This window comes from Enterobacter bugandensis (assembly GCF_900324475.1).
Lineage (GTDB): Bacteria > Pseudomonadota > Gammaproteobacteria > Enterobacterales > Enterobacteriaceae > Enterobacter > Enterobacter bugandensis.
The window spans coordinates 3,772,128-3,786,452 of the sequence record NZ_LT992502.1 but is presented as its reverse complement, the minus strand read 5'-3'; the positions used below and the strand labels follow the sequence as shown (position 1 = coordinate 3,786,452).

General features: G+C 56.5%; 9 protein-coding genes. 7 read left to right on the top strand and 2 right to left on the bottom strand.

The genetic code is table 11. The features are described 5' to 3' along the window. Window positions 1-3: 3 nt before the first annotated feature. Window positions 4-1,341, top strand: a complete 1,338-nt coding sequence (gene gudD / locus DG357_RS18245) for a glucarate dehydratase (RefSeq protein ID WP_088204213.1) — start codon at window positions 4-6, stop codon at window positions 1,339-1,341. Window positions 1,342-1,418: 77 nt separating this feature from the next. Next, window positions 1,419-2,558 (top strand): glycerate kinase, encoded by a 1,140-nt coding sequence (locus tag DG357_RS18240; protein WP_028014259.1) that lies wholly within the window; start codon window positions 1,419-1,421, stop codon window positions 2,556-2,558. 89 nt (window positions 2,559-2,647) lie between these two features. Here DG357_RS18240 and barA read toward each other — a convergent pair whose 3' ends face one another. Beyond that, window positions 2,648-5,407, bottom strand: a complete 2,760-nt coding sequence (gene barA, locus DG357_RS18235) for a two-component sensor histidine kinase BarA (RefSeq protein WP_048998526.1) — start codon at window positions 5,405-5,407, stop codon at window positions 2,648-2,650. A gap of 57 nt (window positions 5,408-5,464) precedes the next feature. Between barA and rlmD the strand changes: the two genes are divergently transcribed. From rlmD to eno, 5 genes are all read left to right on the top strand, one after another. Then, on the top strand, window positions 5,465-6,763 hold the full coding sequence (gene rlmD / locus DG357_RS18230) for a 23S rRNA (uracil(1939)-C(5))-methyltransferase RlmD (protein WP_088204212.1): 1,299 nt from the start codon (window positions 5,465-5,467) through the stop codon (window positions 6,761-6,763). 51 nt (window positions 6,764-6,814) lie between these two features. Continuing rightward, a complete protein-coding gene (gene relA / locus DG357_RS18225) occupies window positions 6,815-9,046 on the top strand; it encodes a GTP diphosphokinase (protein ID WP_028014256.1) in 2,232 nt (743 codons plus the stop codon). Between the two features lie 66 nt (window positions 9,047-9,112). Continuing rightward, window positions 9,113-9,904 (top strand): nucleoside triphosphate pyrophosphohydrolase, encoded by a 792-nt coding sequence (gene mazG, locus DG357_RS18220; RefSeq protein WP_045261274.1) that lies wholly within the window; start codon window positions 9,113-9,115, stop codon window positions 9,902-9,904. 223 nt (window positions 9,905-10,127) lie between these two features. Next, window positions 10,128-11,765 carry a glutamine hydrolyzing CTP synthase gene (gene pyrG, locus DG357_RS18215; RefSeq protein WP_028014254.1) on the top strand — a complete coding sequence of 546 codons (1,638 nt, stop codon included), beginning with the start codon at window positions 10,128-10,130 and terminating at the stop codon, window positions 11,763-11,765. 81 nt (window positions 11,766-11,846) lie between these two features. Next, window positions 11,847-13,145 (top strand): phosphopyruvate hydratase, encoded by a 1,299-nt coding sequence (gene eno, locus DG357_RS18210; RefSeq protein WP_006811784.1) that lies wholly within the window; start codon window positions 11,847-11,849, stop codon window positions 13,143-13,145. Window positions 13,146-13,199: 54 nt separating this feature from the next. Here the strand turns inward: eno and DG357_RS18205 are convergent, their stop codons facing one another. Then, window positions 13,200-14,309, bottom strand: coding sequence for an SDR family oxidoreductase (locus tag DG357_RS18205; protein ID WP_041908416.1), 1,110 nt, complete (start codon window positions 14,307-14,309; stop codon window positions 13,200-13,202). Window positions 14,310-14,325 lie beyond the last annotated feature (16 nt).

The window sequence follows — 14,325 nt, the reverse complement described above, 5'->3', positions numbered from 1 at the left end:
ACGATGAGTACTTTTACGACCCCTGTCGTCACCTCCATGCAAATCATTCCGGTCGCAGGTCATGACAGCATGCTGATGAACCTGAGCGGGGCGCATGCGCCGTTCTTCACGCGCAATATTGTCATTATCAAAGACAATGCCGGCCATACCGGCGTGGGGGAAATTCCGGGCGGGGAGAAGATCCGCAAAACGCTGGAGGATGCCATTCCGCTGGTGGTGGGCAAAACGCTGGGTGAGTACAAAAATGTCCTCAACACCGTGCGCAACACCTTTGCCGAGCGCGATGCCGGCGGCCGCGGTCTGCAAACCTTCGATTTGCGCACCACTATCCACGTGGTGACCGGCATTGAAGCCGCGATGCTGGATCTGCTGGGCCAGCACCTGGGCGTTAACGTCGCGTCGCTGCTGGGCGAGGGCCAGCAGCGCAGTGAAGTGGAGATGCTCGGCTATCTGTTCTTTGTCGGCGACCGCAAGCTGACGCCGCTGCCGTATCAGAGCCAGCCGGATGAGCAATGTGACTGGTACCGCGTTCGTCACGAAGAAGCGATGACCCCGGATGCGGTGGTGCGGCTGGCAGAAGCCGCCTATGAAAAATATGGCTTCAATGATTTCAAACTGAAAGGCGGCGTGCTGGCGGGGGAAGAGGAGGCGGAGGCCATTACCGCGCTGGCAAAACGTTTCCCGCAGGCGCGCGTGACGCTGGATCCGAACGGCGCGTGGTCGCTTGATGAAGCGATCGATATTGGCAAGCAGCTGAAAGGCGTGCTGGCGTACGCGGAAGATCCGTGCGGGGCTGAGCAAGGCTTTTCGGGCCGCGAAGTCATGGCGGAATTCCGTCGCGCTACGGGGCTACCGACCGCGACCAATATGATCGCCACCGACTGGCGTCAGATGGGGCACACGCTCTCTCTGCAATCGGTGGATATCCCACTGGCGGACCCGCACTTCTGGACAATGCAGGGCTCGGTTCGCGTGGCGCAGATGTGCCACGAGTTTGGCCTGACCTGGGGCTCGCACTCCAACAACCATTTTGACGTGTCGCTGGCGATGTTTACCCACGTCGCCGCCGCCGCGCCGGGCACCATTACCGCTATCGATACGCACTGGATCTGGCAGGAGGGTAACCAGCGCCTCACCAAAGAGCCGTTTGAGATCAAAGGTGGCATGGTGCAGGTGCCGTCCACGCCGGGGTTGGGCGTCGAGCTGGATATGGATCAGGTAATGAAAGCACACGAGCTGTATCAAAAACACGGTCTGGGCGCGCGCGACGACGCGATGGCGATGCAGTACCTGATCCCTGACTGGACATTCGACAATAAACGTCCGTGCATGGTACGATAAACGCATTGGGACCGCTCCCATGAGCGGTTTCCTACGTGGTGTATGCTTAACGTAACGACTATGCGTAAGGATGGCTTATGAAAATTGTTATCGCACCGGACTCGTATAAGGAAAGTTTGAGTGCGCTTGAGGTTGCGACAGCGATCGAGCGCGGTTTTCGCGAGATTTTCCCTGAGGCGGAGTACGTCAAACTGCCGGTCGCTGATGGTGGTGAAGGCACGGTTGAGGCGATGATCGCGGCAACCCGGGGACGCATTGTGCACGTTCCGGTGACCGGTCCGCTGGGCGAGCGCGTGGACGGGTTTTATGGGATATCCGGTGACGAGCAGAGCGCCTTTATTGAAATGGCGGCGGCAAGCGGTCTGGAACTGGTAGCCCCTTCACTGCGTGACCCTCTGAAAACGACCTCCTGGGGCACGGGGGAACTTATCCGCCACGCGCTGGATGCGGGCGTTAAGCATATCATCATCGGTATCGGCGGCAGCGCCACCAATGACGGCGGCGCCGGGATGGTGCAGGCGCTGGGGGCGAAGCTGCTGGACGACAATGAACAGCCGCTGGGGCAGGGTGGGGGCGAGCTGGATAAGCTTGCGCGGATCGACCTGAGCGGCCTCGACCAGCGTCTGGCGGAGTGCCGGATAGAAGTCGCCTGCGATGTGACGAATCCGCTCACCGGTAAGGATGGCGCGTCAGCGGTATTTGGCCCGCAAAAGGGCGCCACACCCGAGATGATCGTCACCCTGGACAACGCGCTTGCGCACTATGCAAGAGTCATTGCCCGGGATCTGGACATTGATGTGCTCAACCTTGCTGGCGGCGGTGCGGCGGGTGGCATGGGCGCAGCGCTGTACGCTTTTTGTGGCGCGCAGTTGCGCCAGGGCATTGAGATTGTGACCGATGCGCTACACCTGGCCGACCAGGTGGCCGATGCGGATCTGGTGATCACCGGGGAAGGCCGCATCGACAGCCAGACGATCCACGGCAAAGTGCCGGTAGGAGTGGCGAAAGTGGCGAAACGCTTTAATAAGCCCGTGATAGGCATTGCAGGCAGCCTGACGGCGGATGTTGGCGTGGTACACGATCACGGCTTAGACGCGGTGTTTAGCGTGATCTACACCATCTGCTCGCTGGAGGACGCGCTGGAAAATGCCAGCGCGAATGTACAGATGGCCGCAAGGAATATCGCGGCGGTGCTGAAAGTAGGGCAGGCATTTTAACTGTGATTGCCGGGTGGTGGCTTCGCCTTACCCGGCCTACGTTAGCGCACCTGTAGGCCCGGTAAGCGTAGCGCCACCGGGCTTTTACCTCAGCTCCCCAACACCTTCATCGCTTCCCGCGTCACGTTATCCATCTCATCCAGTAGTTCCAGGAACTCCGGTTCAAGCTCCGATTCCGGCGTACCCGCGCGCAGCTGCTGCTCCAGCAGTTGGCAGAGGTTTTTCAGCCGCGGTACGCCGCTGTAGCCGCAGCTGCCGTGCAGCTTGTGGATCGCTTCCAGCAGCTCTTCCGGGTTCTCGCCCACCAGCTGTTCTTCAACCTTATTACGGATCTCCGGCAGAAACGCGACCAGCATTTGCAGCATCTCTCGCGCTAAATCGGGTTTCCCTGCCGCCTGGCGCAGCGCCAGCTGCCAGTCAAAGGTCGCATTTTGATTAACGCTTACCTCAACCGGCTCGCTGAAAACCGTATATGTTCCGCCAATGTGCCCCGGCTTATAGCGTAACAGCAGGTTATGAAGCTTCTCTTCGTCGATAGGTTTCGCCAGGTAATCATTCATCCCGGCGCTCAGCAGCTTCTCTTTCTGACCGGCCATCGCATGCGCGGTGACCGCAATCACCGGGGTTTGCTGCTGATGCGGGAGCTGGTGGATCAGCTCGCAGGCACGAATGCCATCCATACCCGGCATCTGAATATCCATCAGAATTAAATCGAACTGCATCTGTTTAGCCAGTTCAACCGCCTGGGCGCCGCTGGTACACAGCTCAACATGCTGAACCTGGTCTTCCAGCAATACGCCGATTAGCTTCAGGTTTGCCGGATTATCATCCACCGCCATCACGCTCATGGGCAGTTTTTGCTCGTCGTTAATCAACGGCAGTGCGTGCTGGCTAAGACGGCAATACTCCGTGAGGGCGGGCAGCAGGCGGGTCGCGGTGAGTGGTTTAAGCAGGCACGCGGCCGCACCGTCGTTTTTCAACTCTTCCGCATTAAGCTGGGCGTGGCAGGGCAGCGCCAGCAGCAGATAGTCGGTCATCGACGCGGCTTTCGCCAGCCGCTCCTGCTGCATGGTCAGCTCGCCGGTAAAGGTCACCGGGATCCCCATCAGCAAAATGTCGTAATGATCAACGGCTAGGGCCGAGAAGGTTGGACTGTAAACCACCTCCAGCGGCGTGGTGCTTAAGATATCCAGCGCGCACTGCGCCGCTGCCGCGTTAGGCTCGACGTAGGCCAGGCGCTTACCTTTCAGACAGTCCGTCACCGGGCCGTCGGTCAGCACGTTCGGATTGAGGTCGAGGTTAATATGGAACCAGAAGGTTGAGCCGCGGTTTGGCTGGCTGTGGAAAGAGATATCGCCGCCCATCTCGTTTACCAGTCTCTGCGTGATCACCAGCCCCAGTCCGGTACCGCCATGGCGGCGGGAGATGCTGGCGTCTGCCTGGCGGAACGCCTGGAACAGACGCGACTGATCCCGCTCCGGAATGCCGATACCGGTATCGCGGATTTGAACCTCAATCTGCACCTTGTTATTACTGATGGCGCGTTTTTCTACCAGGATGTCGATATTGCCGCTTTCGGTGAATTTAATGGCATTCCCGACAAGATTGGTAATGACCTGCTGCAGGCGCAGCGGATCGCCAATAACGTTGTCCGGCACGTCGTTTTTAATATTGAGCGTTAGCTCAAGGCCCTTGTCGTGCGACGAGTGCGCGAGCAGCGTCACCACTTCATCGAGCGTACTGCGCAGCGGGAACGGGATGCTCTCCAGAATCAGTTTGCCGGCCTCCAGCTTGGAGAAGTCCAGCACGTCGTTAATGATCGCCAGCAGGTTATTGGCCGAACGTTCAATGGTGTGCAGGTGATCGCGCTGAGTTGGGTTGAGCTCGCTTTTCAGGGTCAGGCGGGTAAAGCCGATCACGCCATTGAGCGGCGTACGCAGCTCGTGCGACATATTGGCCAGAAACTCAGACTTGATACGCGCCGCTTCCTGAGCGCGCTTTTTCGCCAGATCCAGCTCAACGTTCTGGATCTCCATCTGCTCCAGCGTTTCGCGCAGATCAGAGGTGGCCTGGTCAACGTTATGCTGCATCTCTTCGTGATAGGCCGCCAGCGACATCGCCATCGAGTTAATGCCGTTTTTCAGCATATCCAGCTCGCCCAGCATAAAACCTTCCACGCGGCTGTCGAGCTGTCCCCGGCGGATGCGGTCAACGGTATTAACCATGTTGCGGATGGGGCCCGTGACGTCGCGCATCAGACGCCAGCCGAAGATCAGCGCGATACCAATGCAGAACAGCATCATCACGCCGGAGATAAAAATTTCTTTGTACTGCTGCAGCCGTACCGACTTGAGATCCAGCTCAAGCGCTACATATCCCAGCATGTTATTGCTGGATTTGGCATCGGATTGCGCAGACTCATCGGGTGAATAGCTTTCCGACACGATCGGCGTGCGCAGGATCATGATATCGCCGCGCCGCAGTACTGTGAGGTGGCGCGGGAAGGGCGTTCCGTCCGGGATTTTCAGGGCCGCCGGATCGAGATGAAAGTTTGAGGTGACAAACAGGCGGTTATGTTCGTCGTAGACGGAAATGGCACGGACGATATCCGAGTGGCGACGATGAAGCACGCTGATTAATTGCCCAATGGATTCGCGGTTTTGCAGGTTCATGCCGTACTCGCTGGAGACGGCAAGCGGTTCGATAATGCTGGCGCCCGCGTCCTCCAGCTGTCGCTGCAAATCGTTATAGCGGTGCACCACAAAGAAGATACTCAGCAGCAAACCGATGAGAACGGTGGGGGCGAGGATCAAAATCATCATGCGCGCGCGCAGGCTGTAGTTGGTCATGGCGTTCCGTTATGGGACAATTAAGATAATTATGTTTATGTGAGAAAAATCTCGGCGATGGCGCAATTCTACTCTGCAAAGCGACGCGTGACGACGCGTCAAATCATTACTGTTGAAGCCACGGACCTTGATCCGTTTGGTCAGGGAGTGGCTCGTCACAACGGTAAGACTCTGTTTATAACAGGTTTGCTGCCAGGAGAACGAGCAGAAATTACGCTGACGGAAGACAAGCGTCAGTACTCGCGTGGACAGGTGAAGCGTCGCCTCAACGCGAGCCCGGAGCGCGTGGAGCCCCGCTGTCCCCATTTTGGCGTGTGCGGAGGCTGCCAGCAACAGCATGCGAGCACAGAATTACAGCAAAAAAGTAAAAGCCGCGCGCTGGCGCGCCTCCTTAAACACGAAGTTGACGAGGTTATCGCCGATGAGCCCTGGGGCTATCGCCGCCGCGCGCGCCTGAGCCTGAGCTATCAGCCCAAAACGGAGCGGCTGGAGATGGGTTTTCGCAAAGCGGCCTCCAGCGATATTGTTGACGTGAAGCGGTGCCCCATTTTGGTGCCCCATCTTGAGGCGTTACTTCCGGACGTGCACCGCTGTCTTGCATCGCTCGACGGGGTGCGTTCATTGGGCCACGTTGAACTGGTGCTGGCGAACAACGGCCCGCTGATGGTGCTGCGCCACACCGTGCCGCTGTCGAAAAAAGATCGCGAAAAACTGGAACGCTTTTCGCATTCTCATGAGCTTGCGCTTTTCCTCGCGCCGCAAAGCGAGATACTTGAACAGGTATCGGGCGAAGCTCCCTGGTATTCGTCAGACGGGCTACGCTTAACGTTCAGTCCGCGTGATTTTATCCAGGTCAACGACGGCATAAACCAGCAAATGGTGGCGAAGGCCCTGGAATGGCTTGACGTACAGCCCACTGACCGTGTGCTCGATCTGTTCTGCGGCATGGGTAACTTTACCCTGCCGCTGGCGCGCAGAGCGGCAAGCGTGGTCGGGGTGGAAGGCGTTGAGGCGCTGGTGGTCAAAGGCCAGGAAAACGCAGAGCAGAACGGCTTGCAAAATGTGACATTCTTTCATCAAAATCTTGAGGAAGATGTCACTCAACAGCCGTGGGCAAAGCAGGGTTTCGACAAAATCCTGCTCGACCCGGCGCGTGCAGGTGCCCCAGGCGTCATGGCGCATATTATTAAACTCGCGCCCAGGCGTGTGGTCTATGTTTCCTGTAACCCGGCCACGCTTGCCCGTGACAGTGAGGCGTTAATCAGCGCGGGTTACCAGATTCGGCGTCTGGCAATGCTGGACATGTTCCCGCACACTGGACATCTGGAATCGATGGCGTTGTTCGAGCACATCTAATTTGTTTGGCTTGTCGACTTCGACAGGCCCTGGTCCCTAAAGGAGAGGACAATGGTTGCGGTAAGAAGTGCACATCTCAATAAAGCTGGGGAGTTTGACCCACAAAAATGGATCGCAAGTCTGGGAATTTCCAGCCAGCAGTCGTGTGAACGCTTAACCGAAACCTGGGCCTACTGTCTGCGCACCACGCAGGGACACCCGGATGCCGATCTGCTCTTATGGCGCGGCGTGGAGATGGTTGAAATCTTGTCCATGCTGAACATGGACATCGAAACGCTGCAGGCCGCGCTGCTCTTCCCCCTCGCGGATGCGGATGTGGTCAGCGAAGATGTGCTGCGCGACAGCGTCGGCAAATCCGTCGTTGCGCTGATCCACGGCGTGCGCGATATGGCGGCCATTCGCCAGCTAAAAGCCGCGCATACCGATTCCGTCTCCTCTGAGCAGGTTGATAACGTCCGCCGGATGCTGCTGGCCATGGTGGATGATTTTCGCTGCGTGGTCATCAAGCTGGCCGAGCGTATTGCCCACCTGCGTGAAGTGAAAGATGCGCCGGAAGACGAGCGCGTGCTGGCCGCCAAAGAGTGTACGAACATCTATGCGCCGCTGGCGAACCGCTTAGGTATTGGTCAGCTGAAATGGGAGCTGGAAGATTACTGCTTCCGCTATCTGCATCCGGCAGAATACAAGCGCATTGCTAAACTCCTGCATGAGCGCCGTATCGATCGTGAGCACTATATCGACGAGTTTGTCAGCGGCCTGCGTCAGGCCATGAAAGAAGAGAACGTCCGCGCCGAAGTCTACGGTCGACCAAAACATATCTACAGCATCTGGCGCAAAATGCAGAAGAAACACCTCGCCTTTGACGAGCTGTTTGACGTGCGCGCCGTGCGTATCGTGGCGGAGCGTCTGCAGGACTGCTACGCCGCGCTGGGGATAGTACATACTCACTTCCGCCACCTGCCGGATGAATTTGACGACTATGTCGCGAACCCAAAACCGAACGGCTACCAGTCCATTCATACCGTGGTGCTTGGCCCCGGCGGCAAAACGGTCGAGATTCAAATCCGCACCAAACAGATGCACGAAGACGCCGAGCTGGGCGTAGCCGCGCACTGGAAGTACAAAGAGGGCACTTCTGGCGGGGCACGCTCCGGCCACGAAGACCGCATTGCCTGGCTGCGTAAGCTGATTGCGTGGCAGGAGGAGATGGCCGACTCCGGCGAAATGCTCGACGAGGTGCGCAGCCAGGTCTTTGATGACCGCGTCTACGTCTTTACCCCGAAAGGGGACGTTGTCGACCTGCCGGCTGGCTCCACGCCGCTCGATTTTGCCTACCACATCCACAGCGACGTGGGGCACCGCTGCATCGGGGCGAAGATCGGCGGACGTATCGTGCCGTTTACCTATCAGCTGCAGATGGGCGACCAGATTGAAATCATTACCCAGAAGCAGCCAAACCCGAGCCGCGACTGGCTTAACCCGAACCTCGGTTACGTCACCACCAGCCGCGGGCGCTCCAAAATTCACGCCTGGTTCCGCAAGCAGGATCGTGACAAAAACATTCTTGCCGGTCGCCAGATCCTTGACGACGAGCTGGAGCATATCGGGATCAGCCTGAAAGAAGCAGAGAAATTCCTGCTGCCGCGCTACAACTTCAACGAGCTGGACGAGCTGCTGGCGGCGATTGGCGGCGGCGATATCCGTCTGAATCAGATGGTCAACTTCCTGCAGGCGCAGTTCAACAAGCCTAGCGCGGAAGAGCAGGACGCGGCAGCGCTGAAGCAGCTGCAGCAGAAAACCTATGCCCCGCAGCAGCGCAGCAAAGACAACGGCCGCGTGGTGGTCGAGGGTGTGGGCAACCTGATGCACCATATTGCCCGCTGCTGCCAGCCGATTCCGGGGGACGATATCGTCGGCTTTATCACCCAGGGGCGCGGGATCTCGATCCACCGCTCCGACTGCGACCAGCTTGCCGAACTGCAGTCCCACGCGCCGGAGCGTATCGTGGAAGCGGTCTGGGGTGAGAGCTACTCCGCCGGTTACTCGCTGGTGGTGCGCGTCACCGCCAACGATCGCAGCGGGCTGCTGCGCGACATCACCACCATTCTCGCCAACGAGAAGGTCAACGTGCTGGGCGTTGCCAGCCGCAGCGATACCCGCGAGCAGCTTGCCACCATCGATATGACCATCGAAATCTACAACCTGCAGGTGCTCGGCCGCGTGCTGGGCAAACTGAACCAGGTGCCGGATGTGATTGACGCGCGTCGTCTGCACGGCGGCTAAACATCCTCTTCCGTAGGCCGGGTAAGGCAACGCCGCCACCCGGCATTTTTTCATCAGGACAGAACTATGACTCAAATCGACCGCCTGCTCGGCATCATGAAGCGCCTGCGCGACCCGGAAAACGGCTGCCCGTGGGACAAGGAGCAGACTTTCGCGACCATCGCACCCTATACCCTCGAAGAGACCTATGAGGTGCTGGACGCCATTTCCCGTGAAGATTTTGACGACCTGCGCGGTGAACTCGGCGACCTGCTGTTCCAGGTAGTGTTCTACGCCCAGATGGCACAGGAGGAAGGGCGCTTTAACTTTGACGATATCTGTGCCGCTATCAGCGATAAGCTGGAGCGTCGCCATCCGCATATCTTTGGCGATGCCACTGCAGGAAACAGCGCAGAGGTGCTGGCACGCTGGGAGCAGATTAAAAGCGCCGAGCGCGCTGAAAAGTCCCAACACTCTGCGCTGGACGACATCCCGCTGAGCCTGCCCGCGCTGATGCGCGCCCACAAAATTCAAAAGCGCTGCTCGGCGGTAGGATTTGACTGGGATTCCCTGGGACCCGTGCTGGATAAAGTGCATGAAGAGATCGACGAAGTGATGCACGAAGCGCAGCAGGCGGTGGTCGATGAAGCAAAGCTGGAGGAAGAGATGGGCGACCTGCTGTTCGCCACCGTCAATCTTTCTCGCCATTTAGGGGTAAAAGCGGAAACCGCCCTGCAAAAAGCCAACCTGAAATTCGAACGACGCTTTCGTGAAGTCGAGCGGATTGTGGCCTCGCGCGGCCTGGAAATGACCGGAATTGACCTCGACGCGATGGAAGAAGTCTGGCAGGAAGTAAAACGCCAGGAATCTGATCTCTAACGGAATTTTGCGATCAAGCGCAATTTGTGTGATTTTTTAAATGACAAGCGCTTGATTTGCGTCAAAAACATTTACCCAAAAGGGGCTATTTTCTCACTCCTTATGTTTGTCATGGCCTGGAATGGAGACGGAGAATGAAAGTTTGTGGCGCTCGCCGTGTTCGGGTATACTACTTTCCCGTCCTGGTTATTCCATCGTTTCACCCTAACTTCTCAGGTTCAGCATGACAACGAACTATATTTTTGTGACCGGCGGGGTCGTATCCTCTCTGGGTAAAGGCATTGCCGCAGCCTCCCTCGCAGCCATTCTTGAAGCCCGTGGCCTCAATGTGACCATGATGAAACTGGATCCGTACATCAACGTCGATCCTGGCACCATGAGCCCAACCCAACACGGGGAAGTGTTCGTTACTGAAGACGGCGCTGAAACCGATCTGGATCTTGGCCACTACGAGCGTTTCATTCGTACCAAAATGACCCGTCGTAACAACTTTACGACTGGCCGCATCTACTCTGACGTTCTGCGTAAAGAGCGCCGCGGTGACTACCTGGGCGCGACCGTGCAGGTTATCCCACACATCACTAACGCCATCAAAGAGCGTGTCCTTGCCGGTGGCGAAGGGCATGACGTTGTGCTGGTTGAAATCGGCGGTACCGTGGGTGATATCGAATCCCTGCCGTTCCTCGAAGCGATTCGTCAGCTGGCGGTAGACATTGGTCGTGAACACGCGCTGTTCATGCACCTGACGCTGGTGCCTTACATGGCGGCGGCAGGTGAAGTGAAAACCAAACCGACTCAGCACTCCGTTAAAGAACTGCTCTCTATCGGTATTCAGCCTGACATCCTGGTTTGCCGTTCCGATCGTGCCATTCCAGCGAACGAACGTGCGAAAATTGCATTGTTCTGTAACGTGCCTGAAAAAGCCGTTATTTCAATGAAAGATGTCGATTCCATTTATAAAATCCCGGGCCTGTTGAAATCACAGGGTCTGGACGATTATATTTGTAAACGATTCAGCCTGAACTGTCCGGAAGCTAACCTGTCTGAATGGGAACAGGTTATTTATGAAGAAGCGAACCCGGCAGGCGAAGTGACTATCGGTATGGTCGGCAAGTACATCGAACTGCCGGACGCCTATAAGTCCGTTATCGAAGCGCTGAAGCACGGTGGTCTGAAGAACCGCGTCTCCGTGAACATCAAGCTGATTGATTCGCAGGATGTTGAAACACGTGGCGTTGAAATTCTGAAAGATCTGGATGCTATCCTCATCCCTGGCGGCTTCGGCTACCGTGGTGTTGAAGGCAAGATCGCCACTGCACGCTATGCGCGTGAAAACAATATTCCATACCTCGGCATCTGCCTGGGTATGCAGGTTGCGCTGATCGAATTTGCGCGCAACGTAGCGGGAATGGAAAACGCGAACTCTACGGAATTTGTGCCAGACTGTAAGTACCCTGTCGTGGCGCTGATTACGGAATGGCGCGACGAAGACGGTAACGTCGAAGTCCGTACCGAGAAGAGCGATCTGGGTGGCACTATGCGTCTTGGCGCACAGGCCTGCCAGCTGTCCGACGATAGCGTGGTTCGCAAGCTGTACGGCGAGCCGGTCATCACCGAGCGCCATCGTCACCGCTATGAAGTCAACAATATGTTGTTGAAACAAATTGAAGCCGCGGGCCTGCGTGTTGCGGGTCGCTCCGGGGACGATCAGTTAGTCGAGATCATCGAGGTGCCAAACCATCCGTGGTTTGTTGCCTGCCAGTTCCACCCGGAATTTACTTCAACGCCGCGTGATGGACATCCGCTGTTTGCAGGCTTCGTGAAAGCCGCCAGCGAGTACCAGAAGCGTCAGGCGAAGTAAAAAAGTTAGAACGGCAACGCGTACCAACGGTACGCGTTGTTTGTCTGGAGTTTTAGTTTAACTTGTACTGAGGAAAATCTAATGTCCAAAATCGTTAAAGTCATCGGTCGTGAAATCATCGACTCCCGTGGTAACCCGACCGTTGAAGCCGAAGTTCATCTGGAAGGTGGTTTCGTCGGTATGGCAGCTGCTCCATCAGGTGCTTCTACGGGTTCCCGTGAAGCGCTGGAACTGCGTGATGGCGACAAATCCCGTTTCATGGGCAAAGGCGTACTGAAAGCGGTTGGCGCTGTTAACGGTCCTATTGCTCAGGCTATCGTTGGCAAAGATGCCAAAGATCAGGCTGGCATCGACAAGATCATGATCGATCTGGACGGTACTGAAAACAAATCTAACTTCGGTGCGAACGCAATCCTGGCCGTTTCCCTGGCGAACGCCAAAGCAGCAGCCGCTGCTAAAGGTATGCCACTGTTCGAGCACATCGCTGAACTGAACGGCACCCCAGGCAAATACTCTATGCCTGTACCAATGATGAACATCATCAACGGTGGTGAGCACGCAGACAACAACGTTGATATTCAGGAATTCATGATTCAGCCAGTTGGCGCGAAAACCCTGAAAGAAGCGGTTCGTATGGGTTCTGAAGTGTTCCACAACCTGGCTAAAGTTCTGAAAGCTAAAGGTATGAACACTGCTGTTGGTGACGAAGGTGGCTACGCGCCAAACCTGGGTTCTAACGCAGAAGCACTGGCTGTTATCGCTGAAGCGGTTAAAGCAGCAGGCTACGAGCTGGGCAAAGACATCACCCTGGCGATGGACTGTGCAGCATCTGAATTCTACAAAGACGGTAAATACGTTCTGGCTGGCGAAGGCAACAAAGCGTTCACCTCCGAAGAGTTCACTCACTTCCTGGAAGACCTGACCAAACAGTACCCAATCGTTTCTATCGAAGACGGTCTGGACGAGTCTGACTGGGATGGTTTCGCATACCAGACCAAAGTACTGGGCGACAAAATCCAGCTGGTTGGTGACGATCTGTTCGTAACCAACACTAAGATCCTGAAAGAAGGCATCGAGAAAGGCATCGTTAACTCCATCCTGATCAAATTCAACCAGATCGGTTCTCTGACCGAAACGCTGGCTGCGATCAAAATGGCGAAAGACGCTGGCTACACCGCTGTTATCTCTCACCGTTCTGGCGAAACTGAAGACGCGACCATTGCTGACCTGGCTGTTGGTACCGCTGCTGGCCAGATCAAAACCGGTTCTATGAGCCGTTCTGACCGTGTTGCTAAATACAACCAGCTGATTCGTATCGAAGAAGCGCTGGGTGAAAAAGCACCTTATAACGGTCGTAAAGAGATCAAAGGCCAGGCATAATTGCTTAAGCCTTAACATGAAAATGCCAGTCGAATGACTGGCATTTTTTTTTGGTTATTTAAAATCGACCGCCATCTGCTCGGGAATGGTCAGTCCCCGGGTGGTTTGCACGCAGCGGGCGATATAATCCGTAAAACGAGGTGGCTTCGGCATCCCCATGCTTAGCAGCTTATCGTTGCTGAAGCGCACGTTCAGCGTGGCAAAGGCACCGTATAAGCGCATCGCTCTCAGCATCAGACGTTCGTTGCACGGACCAAAAATGGTTTTCAGTTCACGGCGCATTTTGACCAGCGTTTCGTAGCTGACCTGCGCGTACTTATCGCCAACGGGCGCTTTCTCCAGCGCCTGCGCCATTGCCCGATCGATATCCGCAAAGCGAACGCTGTTCTCTTCCCCGGCTGAAATGTGTACCACTTCCCCCGGACGCGCGTTGCTGCTCAGCAGCATTAACATTGCGTCGGCGCAATAATCTACCGGGACAACGTCGATCCGGTCTTCCATCGAGCACATGAACTTCTGCAGCATCAGGCCCATGCTGAAGACCCAAAAGATACTGCTCGACGGCGTGCAGCCGTGGCGGGTATGGCCGACGACGATGGACGGACGGGCGATGAGCAGCGGCAGGTTAGGACATTCCTGGCGCATCAGCTGTTCGATGGTTGACTTCGAATACGTATATTCCACCAGGTGCTCAGCGTTTTCTCTGAATTCCGCACTTTCGGCGACCAGCGAATCCTGCTCCGGCGTGCATGACATTGCGGTGCCTACATGCAGGAAACGCTGCAGCCCTGCGACCTGCTCCATGCGGCGCGCCAGCGCTAGCGTACCCTCTACGTTCACCTTCCAGATCAGCGGGTTATTGCCAAATGACGCAACTGCCGCGCAGTTAACGACATGCGTAACCTGGTCCAGACGGGGATCGTTCAGAAAGGCTTCCGGCTGGCTAAGGTCGCCGATGAGGATATTATCCACGCTCAGGGAGGCCAGTTTCTCCTCAGAAATGTTGAACTTACGCATGTTCTCCTGCACGCGCGCCAGCCCGCTTTGCGGATCGCCGGCACGGGCAAGCAAAAGGAGTTTTACGGATTGATCGCTGGTCAGGATTTTTTCAAGTACTGCACCGCCCAGAAACCCGGTCACGCCTGTAATTAATAACATCTTCATTATTACCGTCTCATTA

Bases quoted from the DNA above. Each gene is read 5' to 3' on its own strand.
- DG357_RS18205 (WP_041908416.1), bottom strand. From the start codon at position 14,309: ATGAAGATGTTATTAATTACAGGCGTGACCGGGTTTCTGGGCGGTGCA.
- gudD (WP_088204213.1), top strand. From the start codon at position 4: ATGAGTACTTTTACGACCCCTGTCGTCACCTCCATGCAAATCATTCCG.
- rlmD (WP_088204212.1), top strand. From the start codon at position 5,465: ATGGCGCAATTCTACTCTGCAAAGCGACGCGTGACGACGCGTCAAATC.
- relA (WP_028014256.1), top strand. From the start codon at position 6,815: ATGGTTGCGGTAAGAAGTGCACATCTCAATAAAGCTGGGGAGTTTGAC.
- pyrG (WP_028014254.1), top strand. From the start codon at position 10,128: ATGACAACGAACTATATTTTTGTGACCGGCGGGGTCGTATCCTCTCTG.
- eno (WP_006811784.1), top strand. From the start codon at position 11,847: ATGTCCAAAATCGTTAAAGTCATCGGTCGTGAAATCATCGACTCCCGT.
- DG357_RS18240 (WP_028014259.1), top strand. From the start codon at position 1,419: ATGAAAATTGTTATCGCACCGGACTCGTATAAGGAAAGTTTGAGTGCG.
- barA (WP_048998526.1), bottom strand. From the start codon at position 5,407: ATGACCAACTACAGCCTGCGCGCGCGCATGATGATTTTGATCCTCGCC.
- mazG (WP_045261274.1), top strand. From the start codon at position 9,113: ATGACTCAAATCGACCGCCTGCTCGGCATCATGAAGCGCCTGCGCGAC.